Origin of the sequence: Agrobacterium sp. O3.4 (assembly GCF_041414895.1) — a bacterium.
Lineage (GTDB): Bacteria > Pseudomonadota > Alphaproteobacteria > Rhizobiales > Rhizobiaceae > Agrobacterium > Agrobacterium cucumeris.
In genome coordinates this window covers 167,133-188,012 of record NZ_JALPZP010000007.1, presented here as the reverse complement: position 1 = coordinate 188,012, position 20,880 = coordinate 167,133, and the positions used below count along the sequence as shown (strand labels likewise).

Annotated in this window: 18 protein-coding genes; 11 read left to right on the top strand and 7 right to left on the bottom strand. The window is 59.3% G+C overall.

Features of this window, described 5'->3' with window-relative positions; all coding sequences use genetic code 11:
• Positions 1-2 precede the first annotated feature (2 nt).
• Positions 3-1,145, bottom strand: coding sequence for a Gfo/Idh/MocA family protein (locus tag M0412_RS23345; RefSeq protein WP_269702747.1), 1,143 nt, complete (start codon positions 1,143-1,145; stop codon positions 3-5).
• Between the two features lie 244 nt (positions 1,146-1,389).
• Positions 1,390-2,088, bottom strand: coding sequence for a TetR/AcrR family transcriptional regulator (locus M0412_RS23340; RefSeq protein ID WP_110760058.1), 699 nt, complete (start codon positions 2,086-2,088; stop codon positions 1,390-1,392).
• A 117-nt stretch (positions 2,089-2,205) separates the two neighbouring features.
• On the opposite strand from M0412_RS23340, the gene M0412_RS23335 reads away from it, so the two are divergent.
• The 4 genes from M0412_RS23335 to M0412_RS23320 all read left to right on the top strand — a co-directional run bounded on the left by M0412_RS23335 (position 2,206) and on the right by M0412_RS23320 (position 6,474).
• Positions 2,206-3,495, top strand: a complete 1,290-nt coding sequence (locus M0412_RS23335) for an ABC transporter substrate-binding protein (protein ID WP_137454782.1) — start codon at positions 2,206-2,208, stop codon at positions 3,493-3,495.
• A gap of 81 nt (positions 3,496-3,576) precedes the next feature.
• Complete coding sequence (locus M0412_RS23330; protein ID WP_225245840.1) at positions 3,577-4,455, top strand: carbohydrate ABC transporter permease; 879 nt, start codon at positions 3,577-3,579, stop codon at positions 4,453-4,455.
• On the top strand, positions 4,448-5,323 hold the full coding sequence (locus M0412_RS23325; protein WP_142843209.1) for a carbohydrate ABC transporter permease: 876 nt from the start codon (positions 4,448-4,450) through the stop codon (positions 5,321-5,323). Before M0412_RS23330 ends, M0412_RS23325 begins: the two co-directional genes overlap by 8 nt.
• A 77-nt stretch (positions 5,324-5,400) precedes the next feature.
• Entirely contained in the window at positions 5,401-6,474 is a 1,074-nt protein-coding gene (locus M0412_RS23320) for an ABC transporter ATP-binding protein (RefSeq protein WP_065116511.1), read from the top strand.
• A 173-nt stretch (positions 6,475-6,647) separates the two neighbouring features.
• On the opposite strand, the gene M0412_RS23315 is transcribed toward M0412_RS23320, so the two are convergent.
• Genes M0412_RS23315 through M0412_RS23300 form a run of 4 tightly spaced genes read right to left on the bottom strand, consistent with a single transcriptional unit; the run spans position 6,648 to position 11,374 of the window.
• Positions 6,648-7,430 carry a sugar phosphate isomerase/epimerase gene (locus tag M0412_RS23315; protein WP_269702751.1) on the bottom strand — a complete coding sequence of 261 codons (783 nt, stop codon included), beginning with the start codon at positions 7,428-7,430 and terminating at the stop codon, positions 6,648-6,650.
• Complete coding sequence (locus tag M0412_RS23310) at positions 7,427-8,443, bottom strand: hydroxyacid dehydrogenase (RefSeq protein WP_269702753.1); 1,017 nt, start codon at positions 8,441-8,443, stop codon at positions 7,427-7,429. Before M0412_RS23310 ends, M0412_RS23315 begins: the two co-directional genes overlap by 4 nt.
• Positions 8,440-10,317, bottom strand: coding sequence for a DUF2264 domain-containing protein (locus tag M0412_RS23305; RefSeq protein ID WP_269702755.1), 1,878 nt, complete (start codon positions 10,315-10,317; stop codon positions 8,440-8,442). The genes M0412_RS23310 and M0412_RS23305 overlap by 4 nt, the downstream gene beginning before the upstream one ends.
• On the bottom strand, positions 10,310-11,374 hold the full coding sequence (locus M0412_RS23300; RefSeq protein WP_269702757.1) for a LacI family DNA-binding transcriptional regulator: 1,065 nt from the start codon (positions 11,372-11,374) through the stop codon (positions 10,310-10,312). Before M0412_RS23300 ends, M0412_RS23305 begins: the two co-directional genes overlap by 8 nt.
• 111 nt (positions 11,375-11,485) lie before the next feature.
• On the opposite strand from M0412_RS23300, the gene M0412_RS23295 reads away from it, so the two are divergent.
• The 7 genes from M0412_RS23295 (at position 11,486) to M0412_RS23265 (ending at position 19,703) form a co-directional block, all read left to right on the top strand.
• Complete coding sequence (locus tag M0412_RS23295) at positions 11,486-12,778, top strand: ABC transporter substrate-binding protein (protein ID WP_269702759.1); 1,293 nt, start codon at positions 11,486-11,488, stop codon at positions 12,776-12,778.
• A 157-nt stretch (positions 12,779-12,935) separates the two neighbouring features.
• Positions 12,936-13,865 (top strand): transcriptional regulator, encoded by a 930-nt coding sequence (locus M0412_RS23290; RefSeq protein ID WP_174029566.1) that lies wholly within the window; start codon positions 12,936-12,938, stop codon positions 13,863-13,865.
• A 120-nt stretch (positions 13,866-13,985) separates the two neighbouring features.
• Positions 13,986-15,497 (top strand): alpha-N-arabinofuranosidase, encoded by a 1,512-nt coding sequence (locus M0412_RS23285; protein WP_269702763.1) that lies wholly within the window; start codon positions 13,986-13,988, stop codon positions 15,495-15,497.
• Positions 15,498-15,504: 7 nt separating this feature from the next.
• Positions 15,505-16,578, top strand: coding sequence for an ABC transporter ATP-binding protein (locus M0412_RS23280; RefSeq protein ID WP_269702765.1), 1,074 nt, complete (start codon positions 15,505-15,507; stop codon positions 16,576-16,578).
• A gap of 72 nt (positions 16,579-16,650) precedes the next feature.
• Complete coding sequence (locus M0412_RS23275; RefSeq protein WP_269702767.1) at positions 16,651-17,925, top strand: extracellular solute-binding protein; 1,275 nt, start codon at positions 16,651-16,653, stop codon at positions 17,923-17,925.
• 69 nt (positions 17,926-17,994) lie between these two features.
• Positions 17,995-18,879: a carbohydrate ABC transporter permease gene (locus tag M0412_RS23270; protein ID WP_161991467.1), complete on the top strand. Its 885-nt coding sequence runs from the start codon at positions 17,995-17,997 to the stop codon at positions 18,877-18,879.
• Positions 18,876-19,703 (top strand): carbohydrate ABC transporter permease, encoded by an 828-nt coding sequence (locus tag M0412_RS23265; protein ID WP_046800433.1) that lies wholly within the window; start codon positions 18,876-18,878, stop codon positions 19,701-19,703. The genes M0412_RS23270 and M0412_RS23265 overlap by 4 nt, the downstream gene beginning before the upstream one ends.
• Positions 19,704-19,721: 18 nt before the next feature.
• On the opposite strand, the gene M0412_RS23260 is transcribed toward M0412_RS23265, so the two are convergent.
• Positions 19,722-20,846: a sn-glycerol-3-phosphate import ATP-binding protein UgpC gene (locus tag M0412_RS23260; RefSeq protein WP_269702771.1), complete on the bottom strand. Its 1,125-nt coding sequence runs from the start codon at positions 20,844-20,846 to the stop codon at positions 19,722-19,724.
• Positions 20,847-20,880: the final 34 nt, after the last annotated feature.

Genomic DNA, 20,880 nt, shown 5'->3' with positions numbered 1-20,880 from the left:
CCTCAGGAAATAGCGGGAACGTCGAGCCAGCGGCGTTCCTTCCACGATCTCAGCCCCAGTTCGGCAAGCTGCACGCCCTTCACGCCTTCTATCAGCCCGTAGGGCCATGGGTCATTGTCCACCAGATGGCGCACGAACATTTCCCATTGCGCCTTGAAGCCGTTGTCATAGACGACATTGTCGGGCACTTCCTGCCAGGTCTTGTAGAAATCGATGGTCTGCGGCTGGTCGGGGTTCCACACCGGTTTCGGTGTATTGGTGCGGTGCTGGGTGAAGCATTTGGTCAGGCCTGCCACCGCCGAACCATGGGTGCCATCCACCTGGAAGGTGACGAGATCGTCGCGGCGCACCCGCACCGCCCATGAAGAGTTGATGTGGGCGATGGCGCCGCCTTCCAGCTCGAAAGTGGCATAGGCCGCATCGTCCGCATCCGCCTTATAGGCTTTGCCCTGCTCATCAAAACGTTCCGGAATATGGGTGGCGCCAAGGCAGCTCACCGATTTTACCGGGCCGAACAGATTGTCGAGCACATACCGCCAGTGGCACAGCATATCGAGAATGATGCCGCCGCCATCCTTCAGGCGGTAGTTCCATGACGGGCGCTGCGCCGGCTGCCAGTCGCCCTCGAATACCCAGTAGCCGAACTCACCGCGCACCGAGAGGATTTTGCCGAAAAATCCGCTGTCGCGCAGCATGGCGAGCTTGCGCAGGCCGGGCAGGAACAGCTTGTCCTGCACCACGCCGTGCTTGATACCGGCGCTTTCGGCGAGCCGGGCAATCGCCAGCGCCTCTTCCATCGTGTCGGAAATCGGCTTTTCGCAATAAACGTTCTTGCCGGCCTTGATGGCTTTCTCCAGCAGGCTGCCGCGCATCTGCGTCGTGCCGGCATCGAAGAACAGCGTATCGTCAGGGTTTGCAAGCGCCGCATCGATATCGGTCGTCCAGCGGGCGACATTATGCTTTTTCGCGATTTCCTCGATCTTTGCGCCGTTGCGGCCGACCAGAATGGGGTCAAGCATGACCCTTTCGCCGTTCTTCAAAAGCACGCCGCCCTGATCGCGAATAGCGAGAACGGAGCGAACGAGATGCTGGTTGTAACCCATGCGGCCGGTGATGCCGTGCATGATGACGCCGATACGTTTCATGAATTTCCTCCCAAGGCGGCCTTTTCCCGAAAGCCGCTTCCGTCAAACATGGCAATTTGTAACCATTTGGTTATTTGTGGTCGTGAAGGATGCGATCTGTCAAGGTGTTTTTGGCGGACAAAATTCAAATTTCGAGAGAGGCCGCCGTCTGGCTTCTTCACCGCGCCGCAAAAGAAAACGACGCGCTTCGCGGATGCGAAAGCGCGTCGTCGCTGTTGTTAAACGAGAATTCGGTTCTGCCGGCTCAGACTGGCCGCACTGCAGCAAGCAGCGTGTCGACGATGTGCTGGCCCCATCTTTCCAGTTCGGCAGGGTCGGTCAGGTCGCGCTGGAAGATCGTCGACAGCGTGAACCGGTTCGACAGATAGAAAGCACCGAGTGAAGCGATGGTCAGATAGACGTCGATCGGATCGAGGCCGTCGCGGAATTCGCCGGCGTCGCTGCCGCGCCGCAGCACCTCTTCCAGCTCCGAAATGAAATTCGAATGCATGGCGGCAATTGTCGGGGATTGCCTGAGATAGCGGGCTTTGTTGAGGTTTTCGGTGGCGAGGATGCTCAGGAATTCGGGGTGATCGAGGAAATAATGCCAGGTGAAAAGCGCAAGCTCCCGCAACCCCTCCGAAGGGGGCTTGCGGGTAAGGTCGAGCCGCCTTTCGGTGTGGCGAATATGGCGATAGGCATCTTCCAGAACGGCGAGATAAAGCGCATCCTTATCGCCGAAATAATGGTAGATCATCCGCTTGTTGGTGCCAGCGCGGCGGGCGACGACATCGATTCGAGCCCCCGCCAGCCCCTTGGCGGCCACCTCGCGGCGGGCGGCTTCAAGGATGGCGGCCCGGGTTCTTTCAGGGTTTCGCACCTGTGCGGTAGCGCGTTTGCGCTTGGGGGCAGGCGCTTTTTCCGAAGCCGGATCGAGTGGCTGGTTTTTTGTCGTTTCTTCCATTTCAGCACCCGCTTGACAATGTTTGCGATCAGTGTTCCCATGTAACCAATTAGTTATAAAACGGCAAGTGTCGTTTACGTTCATCATCAATTGGCAGTCAATAGGGAGGAGTTGCCAATGCCCATGATGCTTCACAGGAGAGGTGTGCTTTCAGCAGGGCTTGCGGCCCTGTCGCTTGCAACATTGGGAGGAGGGTCGGCGCAGGCGCAGGCCGCGCGCCTTCGCATGTTGTGGTGGGGGTCGCAGGAACGCGCCGATCGCACCAACAAGGCGATATCGGCCTACAAGCAGGTCAAGCCGGATCTCGATATTGCCGGTGAGTTTGCCGGCTGGAGTGATTACTGGCCGCGCCTTGCCACGCAGGTGGCGGGTCGCAACGCGCCTGACCTGATCCAGATGGATTATCGTTACATCTTCGAATATGGCCGTCGCGGCGCGCTTGCGCCGCTCGATGAATATATCGGCAAGGGCCTGAAGATCGAAGATTTCGGCAAGATGAACATCGATTCCGGCCGGGTCGATGGCAAGCTTTACGGCATTAATCTCGGCGTCAATTCCAGCGCCGTTTTCTTCGATCAGGCCGCCTGGGAAAAATCCGGCGCGACACCGCCGTCCATCGGCCAGACCTGGGAAGAGTTTGCCGAAAACGCCGCCAAGCTCAGCAAGAACAAGCCGAAACCCGGTTATTACGCCACGGCCGATGCCAGTGGCGTGGAGCCGAGCTTTGAGAACTGGCTGCGCCAGAACGGCAAATCGCTCTACACGCAGGATGGCGGCATCGGCTTTGATCCTGCTGATGCGACCAAGTGGTTCACCCTGTGGGCGGATCTGCGCAAGAGCGGCGCCTGTGTGCCGGCCGATGTGCAGGCGCTCGACCAGCTCAATATCGAAACCAACCCGCTGACGACGGGCAAGGCGGCAACCGCATTCGCCCATTCCAACCAGTTCGTCGGTTATCAGAAGCTCAACAAGGCCAAGCTTGCCATAAGCTCCTATCCGAAGAGCACGAAGGATGGCCCTTCCGGCCACTATCTCAAACCTTCCATGCTCATCAGCGTCGCCAATGGCAGCGCCGGCATCGAGCAGGCGGTTGGGTTCATCAACTTCCTGGTCGCCGACCCGCAGGGCATCGATATTCTGGGCGTTGAACGCGGCGTTCCCGCTTCGGAATCCATGCGTAACGCGCTTACTCCCAAGCTCGATGAGGTCAGCAAGAGCATGGTGGAATATATCGCCGAGATTACTCCCGGCGTCGGCGATCTGCCGCCGGCGCCACCCCCGGGTGCAGGCGAGTTCGCCTTTGTCCTGAAACGCACGGCGGAGGAAGTTGGCTTCGGCAAGATTTCGCCTGAAGAGGGCGGTGACCGCCTCGTCAAGGAATCTGAAACCGTTATCAAACGGAAGTGATTGCGTATGGCATTTCGATCTGAAACTCTTGTGGGGGAGAGCCGTGGCGCGGCTCTCCCGAAGCGGGGCAGCGTGAAGCGGATGTTCGACCGCAATATTCACGCCTACCTGTTTCTCCTGCCCTGGCTGATAGGCTTCTTCGGCCTCACGCTGGGCCCGGCGCTCGCGTCGCTTTACCTGTCTTTCACCAATTATGACCTGTTGCAGTCGCCGGACTGGGTGGGGGCGGCAAACTATGTGCGCATCGCCACCGATGATCCGAAATTTGCAGCGGCCATGCAGGTGACGTTTACCTATGTGCTGCTGTCGGTGCCGCTGAAGCTCATCTTCGCTCTGCTGGTGGCGCTCGCCTTCAATCGCGGCATCAAGGGTTTGACGCTCTACCGGGCGATCTTCTATCTGCCGTCGCTGCTGGGTTCCAGCGTGGCCATTGCCGTGCTCTGGCGCCAGCTTTTCGCCTCTGACGGCCTCGTCAACATGATCCTGTGGCAGGCTTTCGGTTATGAAGGACCAAGCTGGATTTCCAATCCGGATTATTCGATCTACACGCTGGTCATCCTGTCCGTCTGGCAGTTCGGTTCGCCGATGATCATCTTCCTCGCGGGTCTGAGACAAATCCCGCAGGATATGTATGAAGCCGCCGAAATCGACGGAGCAAGCAAGGTGCGGCAGTTCTTCCGCATTACCCTGCCGCTCCTGACACCGGTGATATTCTTCAACGCCGTGATCCAGACGATCGATGCCTTCAAGGCCTTCACGCCCGCCTTCATCATTTCCGAAGGCACCGGCGGGCCGATCAACTCGACGCTGTTCTACACGCTCTACCTCTATCAGGAAGCCTTTGGTTTCTTCCGCATGGGCTATGCCTCGGCGCTTGCCTGGATTTTGGTGATCATCATCTCGCTGTTCACGGCCTTCTCGTTCCTCAGCGCGAAATACTGGGTGCATTACGATGACTGACGCTGTTACCGCTCCCCGGCCCGGACAAGGCCCGCAACGCACACCGCTGAAATCGGTGATGCTCCACACCGCGCTGATCATTGCTTCCTTTGCGATGCTCTATCCAATTCTGTGGATGATTTCAGGTTCGTTCCGGCCGCAGGATGAGCTGTTCGGTTCTTCCTCGCTCATTCCCTCGTCGGTCGATATCGGCGGTTATATCCGCGGCTGGACCGGGCTGCAGGTGAGTTTCGGGCAGTTTTTCTGGAACTCCTTCTTCATCTCGGTGCTCGCCACCATCGGCAATGTGGTCGGCTGCTCGCTCACCGCCTTCGCTTTTGCAAGGCTGCGGTTCGGTGGGCGCAATTTCTGGTTCGCGCTGATGCTCGGCACCTTGATGTTGCCCTATCATGTCGTGCTCATCCCGCAATATATCCTGTTTCTGGAAATGGGCTGGGTGAACACCTCGCTGCCGCTGATCGTGCCGAAATATCTGGCGACGGATGCCTTCTTCATCTTCCTGATGGTGCAGTTCTTCCGCGGTATCCCGCGTGAACTGGACGAGGCTGCTGTCATGGATGGCTGCTCGCCCTTCCGCATCTACTGGAAGATCATGTTGCCCCTGTCGATGCCGGTGCTGGCGACGGCTGCCATCTTTTCCTTCATCTGGACCTGGGACGATTTCTTCGGTCCGCTGATCTATCTGAACGACATCAACACCTACACCGTGCAGCTCGGCCTCAGATCCTTTGTGGATTCCACCGGCAGCTCGGACTGGACCTCGCTTTTCGCCATGTCCAACCTGTCGCTGGTGCCGGTCTTCCTGTTCTTCCTGTTTTTCCAGCGGCTGCTGATCGAAGGCATCGCCACGACGGGAATGAAACGCTGAACCGAGAAAACATTTTATAAGACCATCAACACTGTCGCGGCCGCCCTTGGCGCGGCGCGACAGTCGGGAGAAACAGCATGGCAAGCAGCATTACTCTGGAAAAAATCGTCAAGCGGTTCGGCGCTTTTCCGGTCGTTCACGGTATCGATCTGAAGATCGAGCCGGGTGAATTCACCGTTTTTGTCGGCCCCTCGGGCTGTGGTAAATCCACGCTTTTGCGCATGATTGCCGGGCTGGAGGAAATCTCCGAGGGTGATCTTCGCATCGATGGCGAAAGGGTCAACGAAACAGCCGCCTCCAAACGCGGCATCGCCATGGTTTTCCAGTCCTATGCGCTTTATCCGCATATGAGCGTCTACAAGAACCTCGCCTTCGGTCTGGAAACCGCGGGTTACAAAAAACCGGAGGTCGAGGCGCGGGTGCAGAAGGCCGCCGATATCCTGCAGATCGGCCCGCTGTTGCAGCGCAAGCCGAAGGCGCTTTCGGGCGGCCAGCGCCAGCGTGTCGCCATCGGCCGGGCCATCGTGCGCGAGCCGAAAATCTTCCTCTTCGATGAGCCTCTGTCCAACCTCGATGCCGAACTGCGCGTGCAGATGCGCGTCGAAATCGCCAAGCTGCACCAGACGCTCGGCAGCACCATGATCTATGTGACGCATGACCAGGTGGAAGCCATGACAATGGCCGACAAGATCGTCGTGCTGCGTGACGGCCGCATCATGCAGGTCGGCCGCCCGCTCGATCTTTACAATAATCCCGCCAACCAGTTCGTGGCCGGCTTCATCGGCTCGCCGAAGATGAACTTCCTCTCCGCCAAGGTGGTTTCAGGCGACAGCTCCAACCGCACCATCGAGGTGGCCGGCCAGCGCATCGTGCTGGAAAAGCCGGTTGCGGCCGGCGAAGGCGAACCGCTGACCTTCGGCGTGCGCCCCGAACACGTCAACCCGCAGGCGCAATCCTCGCTCGGCGAAGCTTCCATCCAGCTCGTGGAACATCTGGGCGGCTCGACGGTGGTTTACACCAACACCCCGGACGGCCAACCGGCCACCGTGCTGCTGGACGGCCAGCGCCCAATCCGCATCGGCGAGACCATTCCCTTTGCATTCGATCTGGCCAAGACCCATCTGTTCGGGGCGGATGGGCGGCGGATATGAGAGTGGGTGGGTGAGAGCTGTCTCACCACAGGGCGGCTAACGAAGTCCGCAAAGCTTGCGTTATCATCCTCGGGCCTGTCCCGAGGATCTGCAACATGTTGATTTTGTTCAACGTGATTAGATTCCCGGCACAGGGCCGAGAATGACGTCGCGTGTGAGGTTGCAATCGTGCACTAATCGGTATGACCGGCGAGGATCTCGCGTAGCGCCACCGCATCTTCCGCAAACTGGCCGACATCGTCACCTTTGACGAATTCCAGCATCGCATAAGCCGGTTTCGTCCAGTCGCTTTGGGGTAACGCCTCGACACACGACCGCCAATAATCCGCGCGGTCGGCAAGCGGCAGGCGGCTGGTGTCGGCAAGCCATGCAAAGACGTGCAGATGGCAGATGCGTGAGCCGATTTCCGATATTTCAGCGAGAGCCTTTTCGAGCGGCAGGCCGGGTGCCGGCTGCCAGTAGAAAAAGAGGTTGGGCATGGCCAAATCCTGCGCCAGTTGCAGGGCCGAAGGCAGGGTGTCCGTCAGTGAATTGGGGTGATATTCGAGGCCAATCGTCATGCCGTAATCTTGCGCATGGCGGGCGATCTCTGCCAGTGCCTCGGTGGCCCTGCGGCGCTCGGCGGGAGAGTAGTCGGTGGAGGGCCTTTTGCGTTGGCCCGGCCAGATACGGATATGGCCGGTGCCGAGCGCTTTGGCAGTTTCGAGAACGGCGGTCAAATCTTGCCGCGTAAAATCCGGCGCGAAGATGTAGGAACCGTAGGAAGAGACGGTCAGGCCCGCTTTGGCCGTCCGCTCGACCACATCCCTTGCGTTTTCGAGATCGCCTGACGGCACATGGATATCCGCGCCCCACTCGATTGCCTTGATGCCGTTCGCGACGGCAAGGTCGATGACGGCCTGCGGCGACAGGGAGCGGAAGGTGACGGAGCAGAGGCCCGGCTCGAAAATTCTCATGCGATCAGTTCCAGATGTTCCGGCCGCACCTGCTGTTCAAGTGCCGCGCCCTGGCAAAAGCGTTCGATTTCCGCGATTGCCATGTCGCCCAGCCTGGCGCGTTCGAGGCCTACGGCGCCGGCGATGTGCGGTGTCAGGAAGACGTTGGGCAGGCTGTAGAAGGCGGAATCGGGCGGCGGCACTTCCGGATCGGTCACATCGATGACGGCTTCGATACGCCCGGTTTTCAGTTCCGCCAGCAGCGCCTCTTCATCGACGAGCGCACCGCGCGCCGTGTTGATCAGGGTTGCGCCGTCCTTCATCCGGGCAAGCGCTTCTGCGCCGATCATATGCCGGGTCTGCGGCAGCGACGGCGCATGCAGCGAAATGACGTCGCTCATTGCCATCAGCGCATCAAGCGTTACCAGCCGCACGCCAAGGCGCTCCGCCTCGGCTGCGCTTAAAAACGGGTCGAAAAGGATGATGTCGAGATCGAAGGGTTTCAGCAGATTGATGACCCGACGCCCGATGCGCGACGCGCCGACCACCCCGACCGTCAGGCCGAGATTGCCGATGGCCTGCGATTGCAGGTGATCGACGTTTTCCCGCCCGCGATCGTTTCCATAAAACCGTCGGAAGCTGAATACGCGCTTGCCGGCAAGCAGGATCATCGCCTGCGTAAATTCGGCGACCGGCTGCGCATTGGCTTCCGCCGCGCTGCACACCGTGATGCCGTGCTCAAAGACCGCCTGCGAGAGGAAATATTTCACCGTGCCGGCAGCATGGGAAATCAGCTTGAGCCTTGGCATCAACGCCAGTTCCCGCGCGCCGATATCGGGACAGCCCCAGCCGGTCAGGAGAATATCCGTCCGTTCCAGCTGGTCTCTTACCGATGGATCGTGAAAGTCGCAGATCCGGCTGATATCGATGATTTCGACGCTCTGCGACAGCCTTTCGAGCGCCTGTGGTGTCAGCACATGCTGCGTCCGCTCCGGGTCCATGGCAAGGCTGAGACGCGGAAGCGGGCTCGTCATCGTGGCTCTCCCGTCGCCGCCATGCTGCTGACCGGGACGCCGTGCTCTGCAAACAGGCGGTCGAGCGCCTTGATATCCGGGAGCGCTGGAACAGCTGCCAGGGCTTTTTTGCTTTCTGGCCCGGCCAGCCCCACAAAGACGGCGCAGGCAAGCAGAGCTTCGCCGGCTGGAATGTCTCCGCGCAATTGCGGCACCGTGGTTTTGGCATTGATGAGATTGGTATTGGGTAGCGCCTTCAGTGCGATGCCCTGACGGGATATGACGGAGCCGAGATCGATGATCGCGGAAATGTCGGTGCCGCAATCAGCCGATGCATGGCCGGCTGTCTCGGTTACGGCATCGCTGTCGCCGTCGTTGCGATTGATGGCGAAGCCGCCTTCGGTGACGGAAAGTGGCCGGGCGCTGGTGATCCGATGCAGCCGGATGTGCCAGTCGCCGGCGGCAACCAGCGTCGTTTCAACCGCGACATCGGGGAAGGGTTTCCATGTCGCCCGCAGATTGTCCCCGGCCAGCAGAACCTTTTCGTTGGTTTCGCGCACGCGGTAATGCAGGCCGTCGTCAGAGAAGGCCAGCATATTATCAAAACCATTGGTCTTGAAGCCGCGCTCATCCACTTCCACACCAAAACCATAACGGGATGAATAGGCGAATTTGGCATATTTTTCCGACCCGCCGCGCATGGAGAGGGTTTCCTGCCCGCTGCAAAGTGCCGTGACGTTGCCTTTGGTCCGCATTATCACCATGCCGGGATGAATGAGCGGCCGTGGTTTGGTGGAGGTTTCGGGCAGCTTTTCTTCCGCCTGCCAGAAGGGGTGGCTTTCCGGCAGCGCGAGCGGCAGGAAGGCCTTGAAGGCCCAATAGGGCGAACCGGCCGAATTGTAACTTTCCGACATGGTCAGCTGCGGATAGGCGTAGCCGATGGAGAGAACGCCGTCGCGGTCGGCGATCGGCTTTTGCGCCCACCAGCGCAGATGCTGCAGATAAAGCCCCTTGATCTCGCCCCAGGGCAGGGCTTCTTCATCGGCAAAGGCAAGGCCTGCCCAGAAGCCGCCACAGGCGAAACGATAGGTCATGGACCGGCCGAAGGCGAGCGCCCCGCCATCCTCATCGAACCAGCCGGCAAAATCGCCGGCAAACAGGCGGGCGCGTTCACGGTAACGTTCGGCATAAGCATCGTCAGGCTTGCTGAGTTTCGCGTAGATCAGGCCGTAAAAATGCATGGCGAAGGCGATATAGTGGTCGATGCGGCGATAATCGCCGTCCCGATACCAGCCGTCGGCAATGTAGAAGCCGTCCAGCTCCGCCTTGAAAGTTTCCGTCAGGCTGTGGTCGAAATCTATGCCGAGATGATCGAGCGCCATGTCGACCATCACCCGGAAGAACTTCCAGTTATTATCGGCATAATTGCGCTCGCGCGCCGTCAGCAGATAGCGGCGGACATTGTCTTTCTGCGTGTCGGAGAGGGGTTCCCAAAGATGTTGTGGCGCAAGCCGAAGCGCGAAGCCCAGAGCTGCAAGTTCTACCAGCCGCTGATCCTTCTGGCGCACGTCGCCCCAATAATCGGGATGGGCGGGATCGGTGCCGTTGGTGATGCCTCTTGCCAGAAGCGGCCAATGCTCAAAGCTGTCGCCGCTGAGCGCCAGCGGCGCGATGCCCCAGAGCGGCCGGGCAAATCCTTCCAGATCGGCCGCTGCCCGGTCAAAATGCGCGGCAGTGCCGCTAAGTGTCACCCTTGCGCCGCTTTGCGAAAAATAGGGCAGAAGCGGTGCGAAACTGTCATCCAGCGCCTTCCTGACATCGGCGCGGGTTTTGAGCGGATTACCATAGAGCGGATTGAAACGGGTCATCGGATCATTGTTTGCCGCATCATGCATTACGTATCGCCTTTCCCGTCTTTTTCGCCTGTCCGGCGGTCTCTCCTTCCACCAGCTGCACGCCCAGCTGCACCTGCCGGGCGTTGGCGGAAGGTTCCGTCAGCCGGCGGCGCATCAGTTCCACGGCCTCGCGGGCAATTTCGCGGCGGTCGACGCGGATGGTGCTGAGGCGAGGGGTGGAGAGTTCGGCAAAGGGCAGATCATCGAAGCCGATGATGGAAAGATCATCCGGTACGCCAAGGCCAAGCTCCTGTGCTGCCCCCAGCGCGCCGAGCGCAATCGCATCATTCATGCAGAAAATGCCTGTCAGGTCAGGGTTTTTGGCCAGCAGCTGGCGAACCGCATCGCCCGCCTGTCCAAAGCCGCTATCCACCGTCGTCAGCAGGAATTCCTCATAAATGGCTCCCTCCTGTTCGAGGATGGTGTGGCGGAAGCCGCGCATGCGCTCGCGTATGGTGTGGCGGTGGTGCGGGCCGATATAGGCGACCTTGCGGTGGCCGAGTTCCAGAAGCCGCCGCGCCGCCATCGCACCGCCGTAAAAATTGGAGGGCGAAACACAATCCAGCGTCATCGAGGGGTCGGCGCTGTTGACCAGAACCGGCTGAAGCACTCCCTGCGTGATGCGGTGGATGATCTCCTCTTCAGGGTCGAGGCCGATGGCAAGAAGGCCGTCCGCCTCGCAGACCCGCTGTGTCAGCGCGTCATCCACCTGTTTCTGGTGCAGCAGCCGGATATCGAGTTCAAACCCGTCCGTCTGGGCGAGGCTGCGCAGCATGTCGAAAATATCGTGATAAAAAGCGCCGATATCGCCGGTTGCCCTTTCGGCGGACATCAAGGCGAGAACCTTTTTGCCTTCCAGCGGCACGCCGCCGGCCTGGCTGGTGACCGGCCGCAGCGGATAGCCAAGTTCCGCCGCAACCCCCAGAACCTTGGTCTGGATCGAAGCGCTGATGCCTTTTTCCCCGGCGAGAACACGAGAGACGGTGCTGATGGAAACACCGGCGCGCTGGGCGATATCCGACTGGCGCGGGCGGCTGATGTCGGGCGTATCGTTCATGTCGTCTCCTGCGCTTGCAAAAAAATCTATTATGATGCAAATATTGCAAATATAGAAAATTTGCAAGAATTAAGTAGTCAGTGAAAAATTTGCAAAACGCGGGAGGAGCAGATGCAAACTATCGACAGACGTGGATTTTTGGTAACGGCGGCGCTGGCCGGTCTTGGGGTTGCGGCGGGCGGTTTTCGCGCGCTGGCGGCCGAGACCCGGCTTCGTTGCGTGTGGTGGGGATCAGCCGATCGCAACAAGCGCACCAATGACGTTATCGCCCTTTACCAGAAGGCCGATCCGCAAACGGTGGTCAGCGGCGAAATGATCGCCGGCTCCGACTACTGGACCAAGCTTGCGACCTCGATGGCCGGACGCAATGTCGCCGATATCTTCCAGCTGGAACCATCCACCATCGCCGATTATTCCGGCCGTGGCGCCTGCATGGAACTGGACAAGTTCGTCGGCTCGACGCTTGATCTTTCCAGCTTCGGCAAGAGCGAGATCGATCTTTGCCGCATTGACGGCAAGCTTTACGGCGTCGGTCTCGGGCTCAATTCCTTCTGCATGATGTATGATGCTGAAGCGGTGAAGGAAGCCGGCGTTTCCATGCCGGAAGGGCAGATCACCTGGACGGCGCTGGCGGAACTGGCGCGCGATTTCAAGAAGAACGGCCCGGCGCGGCGCAATTACTGGGCGGTGCCCTATGGTGCGCGTTACCACTATGTCTTCGATGTCTGGCTTCGCCAGCGCGGCAAGCTTTTGTTTCAGGATGGCACCATCGGTTTCAACAAGGAAGACGCCAAGGAATGGTTCGCCTATTGGGAGAAGCTGCGCGAGGACAAGCTCTGCGTTTCCGCCGATATCCAGACGCGTGATGACAACACCATCGAATCCAACGCCTTGACGCTTGGCAATTCTGCCATCGGTTTTGCCTATTCCAACCAGCTTGTGGGTTATCAGGCGCTGAACAAGAAGACACTGTCCATCGGCATGCTGCCGGGTGAGGGGGCTGGCAAGCCGACCGGGCATTATTACCGGCCGGGGCTCATCTGGTGCATTTCGTCCACCTCCACCAATCCGGAAGCAGCAGCGAAGTTTATCAACTTCTTCGTCAATGATCTCGATGCCGGCAAGGTGCTGGGTGTCGAGCGCGGCGTGCCGCCGGCAAAGAAGGTGCGTGAGGCGGTGTTGCCAAGCCTCAACGAGACCGAACGCAAGACGGTGGATTATATCGAGAGCCTGTCCGGCAAACTCGATCCCTATCCGGAGCCCGCCCCCATCGGCGCCAATGAGTTCGACCGCGGCGTGATGCGTCCGATTGCCGATTCGCTCGCCTTCGGTCGCGCCAGCGTGGATGAAGCGGCGCAGAATCTTGTCGACACCGGCACGCGGACCCTGCGCAAGCGCGGTTGACGACAAAGGGGCATCGCCACGTGGCCAAGGCTGCGTGGCGATGCCTTTTTCATGTCTTTAACCTTCAGATATGCCCGAACGATAAACAACACTGGACAAGTATAGGGTATTTAAGCCAGAAATCCTGATCTGGATCGATAAATCTGAAGATTAGAGAATGGCCCCCAATTTCCTCCTGGTTGATGCTGAAAAAGAATTCGATGTCCTGAAAGCGGCCGCATCTTTGATCCGCGTGCAGATATTGAAGCTGCTGCATGAGACGAGCGGTCTGAATGTCAACGAGATCGCGCAGCGGCTTGATCTGCCTCAGTCCACGGTATCCGCCGGTGTGGCTGTTCTTGAAGAGGCGGGGCTGCTGCGAACCGAGACGCGCAAGGCGCGCAAGGGCAGCCAGAAAATCTGCTTTGCCACCTGCGACGAACTCATCGTTTCCTTCCGAAAACCCGAGACGCCGGCGGCCTCCAATTACATTGCGGTGGCCATGCCGCTTGGCCTTTATACCCAGAGTTCGGTAACGGCACCCTGCGGCATCTGTTCGCCTGAGGGTATTATCGGGCTTCTGGATGTGCCCGATACCTTCATGGATCCTGACCGCATGAAGACGGCGCTCTTGTGGTTGACGTCGGGCTTCGTGGAATATCAATTCCCCAATAATGCCAAGATTCAGGGCCGAAACGTCGAGGAAATCGAGTTTTCCATGGAGGTCAGTTCCGAGGTGCCGGGAACGCACAGCAACTGGCCGTCGGACATAACCCTTTCCGTCAACGGCAGGGAGATCGGCGTGTGGACCTCTCCGGGCGACTTCGGGGACAAGCGGGGTGTGTTTACGCCCGATTGGTGGAAACTTTCCGGTTCGCAATATGGCATGCTCAAAACCTGGCGCATCACGGCGCAGGGGACCTATGTCGATGGCACCCGCATTTCGGATGTGACGCTGGCGGATATCGATCTGGTGAGCCATCGTTCCATCCGTCTGCGCATCGAGGTCAAGGCCGATGCGAAACATCCGGGCGGGCTGAATATCTTCGGCCGGGGTTTCGGAAATTACGATCAGGACATTGTCCTGCGCCTGCGCACGGCAGACTGAGCCTTCAAATTTTAAAAGTATGATTTTCGCGGTTGACAGGCGCGGATTCCCTCGGCAACTATATTATCAAATATGGTTTATACCATATTTTATGATATAAATGCGCAGGGAGGAGAGCCTATGAAAGCGCGGGTTTCAGTCCACCGGGACTTCCGGATTGGGCGTATCGACGATCGCCTATATTCCGCCTTCATCGAACATATGGGGCGTGCGATCTATGGCGGGATTTACGAGCCCGGCCATCCGCAGGCGGATGAGAACGGCTTTCGCAGGGATGTCCTGAAATTCGTGCAGGACCTGAAAATTCCCGCCATCCGTTATCCCGGCGGCAATTTCGTTTCGGCCTATCGCTGGGAAGACGGTATCGGCCCGCGCGACAAGCGGCCTATTCGTCTGGACCTTGCCTGGCGGTCGAAGGAAACCAACCAGATCGGCATCAATGAATTCGCAGACTGGGCCTCTATGGCCGGCATCGAGATGATGCTTGCGGTCAATCTCGGCTCCCGTGGTCTGGATGATGCCCGCAACTTCCTTGAATATGTGAATTTCCCTGGCGGCACCGAGCTTAGTGATCTGCGCCGCAGCCACGGCACCGAGAAACCGCATGGCGTCAAGATGTGGTGCCTCGGCAACGAGATGGACGGCCCCTGGCAGATCGGCCACAAGACGGCGGTGGAATATGGCCGGCTCGCCAATGAAACCGCCAAGGCTTTCAAAGGCTTCGACCCGACAATTGAAGCGATCGTCTGCGGCAGTTCGAATGACGGCATGCCGACCTATCCCGAATGGGAACGCGAAGTGCTGGAGGAATGCTACGAGAATGTCGATCATATCTCGCTGCACAAATATTTCGGCAATAACAGCCGCGACACGCTGAATTATTTCGGCAAGATCGAAGAGACCGGCCGTTATATCCAGACGATTGCCGGCGTCATCGATTATGTGAAAGCCAAGAAGCGCGCCAAGAATGATGTTTCCATCTGCTTTGACGAATGGAACGTCTGGTATCACATCCGCGAAGACGACAGCAAACGCATCAAGAGCTGGGACTGGCCGGAAGCGCCGGCCCTGCTGGAAGAGACCTATAATTTCGAGGATGCGCTTTTCGTTGCCGGTCTGCTGAATGAGTTCATTCGCCGCTCAGACCGGGTGCGCATCGCCTGCATCGCCCAGCTCGTCAACGTCATCGCCCCCATCCGCGCGGAAAAGAACGGGCCGGCCTGGCGCCAGACGATCTATTACCCCTATCAGTTCGCCTCGCTTTATGGCCGTGGCGTTGCGCTGAATGTCGCGGTGGATTGCCCGACCTACGATTGCAACGCTGCTGACGACGTCAAATATCTCGATGTTGCCGGGGTCTTCAGCGAGGAAGAGGGCGTGGTGACGCTATTTGTCCTCAACCGCCATCTCACCGAGGCGGCTGAGATCAATGTCAGCCTCACCGGATTTTCATCCGCCACCCTCAGCCTGCATCTTGCGATGGCGGGATATGACCTGCGGGTTGGAAACGGCCCCGACCAGCCCGACCGCGTCGTGCCGGTGCCGGGCAGTGGCGTCGCTGTCGAGGATGGGGCGCTCAAAGGCTCCGTGCCGGCCCTGTCCTACCATGTGCTGCGCCTGAAGGTTCAGTGAGGCGGTGATGGGTGTCCGTCTCAACAATATCGCCAAGTCCTTCGGATCGTTCGCAGCGATCCGGGACGTCTCGATGGAAATTCCGACCGGCAGCTTCGCGGTGTTCGTGGGGCCTTCCGGTTGCGGAAAATCCACCCTGTTGCGCATGATCGCCGGGCTTGAGGAGACCAGTGGCGGCCGCATCGCCATTGACGACCGTGATGTCACCGCGGTCGAACCGGCGGATCGCGGCGTGGCGATGGTCTTCCAGAATTATGCGCTCTATCCGCATCTGACGGTGTTCGAGAACATGGCTTTCAGCCTGCGGCTTGCCCGCCGGCCGAAGGCGGAGGTGAATGAGAGGGTGGGTGAGGCCTCCCGTATCCTGCAGCTTGACGAGCATCTGCATAAAAGGCCCTCCCAGCTTTCAGGCGGCCAGAGGCAGCGTGTCGCCATCGGCCGCGCCATCGTGCGGCAGCCGAAGGTGTTCCTGTTCGATGAGCCCCTGTCAAATCTGGACGCCGAACTGCGCGTGCAGATGCGGCTGGAACTGACGCGGCTTCACCGCAAGCTCGGCGCGACGATGATCTATGTCACGCATGATCAGGTGGAGGCGATGACGCTTGCCGACAGGATTTTCGTGCTGAAGGGCGGCATCGTGCAGCAGGCGGGCGCGCCGCTGACGCTTTATGACGATCCCGACAATCGTTTCGTGGCGGGTTTTATCGGATCGCCGGCGATGAATTTCCTGCAAGCCGATGTGGTGGAGCAGCGTGATGGCCGCGTGACGCTGGCGCTCGAAGGCGGCGAGCGGCCTCTCGAAGCGCGGTTGTCGCAGCCGGTGTCGACCGGCCAGCGGCTGGAGATCGGCATCAGGCCGGAACATCTGGCGATCACGGATGAGGGCGTCTTGCCCGTCATCGTCGAGGTGGCCGAGGAGCTTGGCGATCTGTCTTACCTCTACACCCGCACCAGGGCGGGAAAGGAGCTTATCGTGCAGCGGCAGGGCTCCCGCGAGCAGCTGGATGGCCGGTCCGTCTCGCTCAGCGCCTCGCCCGACCGGATTCTGGTTTTCGACAGCGACGGCAAAAGGTTGCGATAGGCGCGAGGAGGCGCCTTTCGATGCAGCAAACCATCCCCTGACGGGGTGTTTCAAGAAACGGGAGGAATGACGATGCGATTGATCAAGACATTGCTTATCGGCACGGTTCTGGGTTTGACCGCCATGCCGGCGCTTGCCAAGCAGGATATCATCTGGTGGGACTTTCTGGCCGGGGGTGACGGCGTGCGCATGAAAGCGCTGATCGAGGCCTTCAACAAGGAACATCCCGATATCCAGATCAAGGGCACGACGCTGGAATGGGGCGTTCCCTTTTACACCAAGGTCAGAACGGCCTCTGCGGTGGGTTCAGGTCCGGATATCATGACCTATCACCTGTCGCGCGCGCCGCTTGGCCTTGAAGAAAAAGTGCTGAGCGAAATCACCGCGAAGGATCTTGAGGATGCCGGGCTGAAGACGGAAGACTTCTTCAGCGCGCCGGTGGAGGCGGCCACCCAGGATGGCAAGCTTTATGCCGTGCCGTTCGATATTCACGCGCTTGTTCTGTATTACAACGCCGATCTTCTGAAGGGCTCTCCCTATCTCGATGCCGAAGGCAAGCTGACCGGCATAAAGACGATCGAGGATTTCGAAAAAGCGCTCGCCTGGGCGAAGGAAAATGGCGTTCAGACGCCGATCACCTATCAGTCGGGCGGTGAAGGCGGGGTCTGGCGGGTGTTTTACACGCTGCTGTCGCAGCAGGGTGGCGAACTCGTCACCGGCAAGGAAGTTCTGGCCGGCGACAATGCCGAAAAGGCCGCCAAAGCCATCGACACAATGTCCAGATGGCGGGAAAACGGCTGGGCGCCTGAACAGGCGGAATATGAGGCCTCGGTGGCGCTGTTTTCCGCCGGCAAATCTGCTTTCCAGCTGAATGGCGTCTGGGAAGTGCCGACTTACAAGGATCTGGAAAAGAACGGCAAGCTCGGTTTCAAATGGAGCGCGGTGGAAGTGCCGCCTTTGATGGGCAAACGCGCCACCTGGGCGGATTCCCATGCTTTTGCCATCCCCAATGAAGGTGACAAGACGGTTTCCGGCGAAAAACGCGCCGCCGTCATGACGGTGATCGGCTGGATGGAAAAACACGCCATCAGCTGGGCCGATGCCGGACATATTCCAGCCTATAAATCGATTACCGAAAGTCCCGAATATAAGGCCATGCAGCCCAACGCCACCTATGCCACGCTGGCGGAGGCGGCGGTGTTTGACCCCAAGACCACGATTACCGGGGTTGCCTCTCCGGCCTATGACGCGGCACTCAACGTCATCGCACCGGCCATTCAGGGTTTTGTCGGCAGCGCGGAAGCCGTCGAGCAGATCCAGTCCGAACTTCAGGGCAAACTCAAATAATCCACGCCTGCCCTCCGGCCCCGATGGCTGGAGGGCATCGCGCAATGCGCAGAGGCCCGGAGGCATTCCATGGCAATGATTGAAAACCGGCGGAAGAAGTCGCTGATCGCGCTGTCGATGGTGACGCCATTCATCGTCGTCTTCGCCACTTTCTTCCTTTATCCGCTGATCGAGATGGTGCGCATCAGCTTTACCGATGCGCCGCTGATCGGCGAGGGAAACTGGGTCGGGTTTGAAAACTACGCGAAACTGCTGGGCGACCGGCTGTTTGTCACCTCGCTGAAGAACAACGGTTATTTCGTTCTCTTGACCGTGGTGCCGACCACCATCATCGCGCTGATGATTTCGCTTGCCGTCAGCCGGCTGTCGGGCATCGGGCAGACAATCGCCATGAGCCTGTTTTTCCTGCCTTACGTGCTGCCGGTTTCTGTGGTGACGGAGATCTGGGCATGGATGCTCGATCTGCAGTTCGGTGTTCTGCAACCAGTCATTTCGCTGCTGGCGGGCAAGCCGGTCGCCGTCTTCAAAAACCCCTATTGGGTGATGCCGATGGTCGCTGTCGTCACCATCTGGTGGACGAACGGTTTTAACGTGCTGCTGTTCATTGCCGGCCTGCGCAATATTCCGGCCGAACTTTATGAAGCGGCGGCACTGGATGGCGCGACGACCTGGCAACGCTTCCGCCGCGTCACCTGGCCGCTTCTGTGGCCCGTGACGGCCCTTGTCCTGACGCTGCAACTGATCCTGCAACTGAAGATATTCGACCAGATTTACTTGTTGAGCGGCGGCGGCCCTTTCAATTCCAGCTTTGTGCTTCTCCTCAAGGTCTACCGGGAGGCCTTCCAGATGAACAATGGCGGTTATGCCTCGGCCGTCGCGACCGTGCTTTTCCTGTTGATCGTCATCGTTTCCGTTCTTCAGTTCCAGCTGCTGCGCATCCGGAGGAACTCATGAGCCCGACCCGAAAACTCGAGAATATTGTTCTCACCCTTTTGACCTTTTCGGCGGCGCTGGTGTGGATTTTTCCGCTCTACTGGAGTTTTGTCACGTCGCTTCGCTCCGATGAAAATGTCGCCGGCAACACATCGCTGCTGCCGGATGAGTTCCAGCTGGGTGCCTATGTGAACGCCATCTTCAACACGCGGCTGCTGACCTGGTATGTCAATTCCATCGGCACCGCTGTCATCGTCACGGTCTCCGTCCTGTTCATTTCCATGCTGTGCGCCTATGCGCTGTCGCAGATCCGCTTTCCGGGACGGCGGCTGCTCTATGGCATCGTGCTGGCAAGTTTCATGGTGCCGGCGCAGACGCTTGTCGTCACGCAATTCATCCTGATGAAGAACCTCAACCTCATCAACACCTGGGCCGGCATCATCCTGCCGCAGCTCATCACCCCCATCGTCATCATCGTCTACAAGCAGTTCTTCGACAGCGTGCCGAAGGAGATGCGCGAAGCCGTGGTGCTGGATGGCGGCGGCGAATACACGATCCTGTTCCGGGTCTATCTGCCGCTCAACTGGGGGATCACGACCGCCATGGCGATCGTGACCTTCATTTCGGTGTGGAACGCCTTCTTCTGGCCGTTCCTCGTCGTCACCTCGGAAAACATGATGACGATCCCCGTCGGCATCACCCAGGTCAACGACGCCTTCGGTGTCGCTTATGCCCGCCTGATGGCCGTTGCGATGCTGGCAGCACTACCGGTCATCATCGCTTACGTCATCTTCCAGCGCCGCGTGACGGAGGCCATCATGATTTCGTCAGGCGTGAAGGGGTAAGCCGAAAGGCCTTGTCTTTTAGACCGCCAGCAATGCCTCCTTGCCGACGTTACTGGCCTCGGCTGCTCCTTCCGTTTCGATCCTCTTGCCGGTAGCCGGGTCGAAGAAATGCAGGTGCGCAGGCGGCATGGTGAGGTGGATGCGCTGGCCGGGTTTGACCGAAAGGTCTTCGCCGATTGCGGCGGAAAAGGTTTCGCCGGCGATCTCGGCATGCACGATGCGGCCGGAGCCGAGTTCTTCGACGAAATCGACGATCGCCGGTACGCCAGCACCCTCTTCCTTGCTGACAAGGCAATGTTCCGGGCGAATGCCGACCGTCACGTCGCGGCCGCGCAGTTCGAGACCGGTCTCAGGGAAGAGCCTGACCGCCGCGCCGCCCAGCATCACGGCAGGTGATTCGACTTCGGCCCTTGTCGTGAACAGGTTCATCGCCGGGGAGCCGATGAAGGATGCGACGAAGGTGGTGGCCGGGCGATGATAGATGTCGAGCGGATGGCCGACTTGCTCGACATTGCCCTTGTTCATCACCACCAGCCGGTCGGCCAGCGTCATCGCCTCCACCTGGTCATGGGTGACGAAAACGGAGGTGGCGGACAGGCGCTGGTGCAGCTTGCGGATTTCGGCGCGCATGGTGACGCGCAGCTTGGCATCGAGGTTGGAGAGCGGCTCGTCGAACAGGAACACCTGCGGTTCGCGGATGATCGCGCGGGCCATGGCGACGCGCTGGCGCTGGCCACCGGAAAGGGCGGCCGGCTTGCGTTCCAGAAAATCGGTAAGGCCGACGATCTTTGCGGTTTCTTCGATGCGGCGCAGGCGCTCGGCCTTGGCGACGCCGGCAACCTTCAGCGCATAACCGATATTGCTGGCGACCGACATATGCGGGTAAAGCGCATAATTCTGGAACACCATGGCGCAGCCGCGTTCACGCGGCTCGAGCCTGTTGACGACGCGCCCGCCAATGGCGATTTCACCTGATGTAATGTCTTCCAGCCCGGCGATCATGCGCAGAAGCGTGGATTTGCCGCAGCCCGAGGGGCCGAGGATGACGACGAATTCGCCGGATTCGAAAGAGAGATCCACGCCATGCAGGGTGGGTGTCTTGCCGTAGGATTTGCGGACCTGGCGGATATCGATCTGAGCCATGATGGGAAACCTTGTTGTTGAAAACCGCGCGCCG

Bases quoted from the DNA above. Each gene is read 5' to 3' on its own strand.
- M0412_RS23345 (WP_269702747.1), bottom strand. From the start codon at position 1,145: ATGAAACGTATCGGCGTCATCATGCACGGCATCACCGGCCGCATGGGT.
- M0412_RS23340 (WP_110760058.1), bottom strand. From the start codon at position 2,088: ATGGAAGAAACGACAAAAAACCAGCCACTCGATCCGGCTTCGGAAAAA.
- M0412_RS23335 (WP_137454782.1), top strand. From the start codon at position 2,206: ATGCCCATGATGCTTCACAGGAGAGGTGTGCTTTCAGCAGGGCTTGCG.
- M0412_RS23330 (WP_225245840.1), top strand. From the start codon at position 3,577: ATGTTCGACCGCAATATTCACGCCTACCTGTTTCTCCTGCCCTGGCTG.
- M0412_RS23325 (WP_142843209.1), top strand. From the start codon at position 4,448: ATGACTGACGCTGTTACCGCTCCCCGGCCCGGACAAGGCCCGCAACGC.
- M0412_RS23320 (WP_065116511.1), top strand. From the start codon at position 5,401: ATGGCAAGCAGCATTACTCTGGAAAAAATCGTCAAGCGGTTCGGCGCT.
- M0412_RS23315 (WP_269702751.1), bottom strand. From the start codon at position 7,430: ATGAGAATTTTCGAGCCGGGCCTCTGCTCCGTCACCTTCCGCTCCCTG.
- M0412_RS23310 (WP_269702753.1), bottom strand. From the start codon at position 8,443: ATGACGAGCCCGCTTCCGCGTCTCAGCCTTGCCATGGACCCGGAGCGG.
- M0412_RS23305 (WP_269702755.1), bottom strand. From the start codon at position 10,317: ATGCATGATGCGGCAAACAATGATCCGATGACCCGTTTCAATCCGCTC.
- M0412_RS23300 (WP_269702757.1), bottom strand. From the start codon at position 11,374: ATGAACGATACGCCCGACATCAGCCGCCCGCGCCAGTCGGATATCGCC.
- M0412_RS23295 (WP_269702759.1), top strand. From the start codon at position 11,486: ATGCAAACTATCGACAGACGTGGATTTTTGGTAACGGCGGCGCTGGCC.
- M0412_RS23290 (WP_174029566.1), top strand. From the start codon at position 12,936: ATGGCCCCCAATTTCCTCCTGGTTGATGCTGAAAAAGAATTCGATGTC.
- M0412_RS23285 (WP_269702763.1), top strand. From the start codon at position 13,986: ATGAAAGCGCGGGTTTCAGTCCACCGGGACTTCCGGATTGGGCGTATC.
- M0412_RS23280 (WP_269702765.1), top strand. From the start codon at position 15,505: ATGGGTGTCCGTCTCAACAATATCGCCAAGTCCTTCGGATCGTTCGCA.
- M0412_RS23275 (WP_269702767.1), top strand. From the start codon at position 16,651: ATGCGATTGATCAAGACATTGCTTATCGGCACGGTTCTGGGTTTGACC.
- M0412_RS23270 (WP_161991467.1), top strand. From the start codon at position 17,995: ATGGCAATGATTGAAAACCGGCGGAAGAAGTCGCTGATCGCGCTGTCG.
- M0412_RS23265 (WP_046800433.1), top strand. From the start codon at position 18,876: ATGAGCCCGACCCGAAAACTCGAGAATATTGTTCTCACCCTTTTGACC.
- M0412_RS23260 (WP_269702771.1), bottom strand. From the start codon at position 20,846: ATGGCTCAGATCGATATCCGCCAGGTCCGCAAATCCTACGGCAAGACA.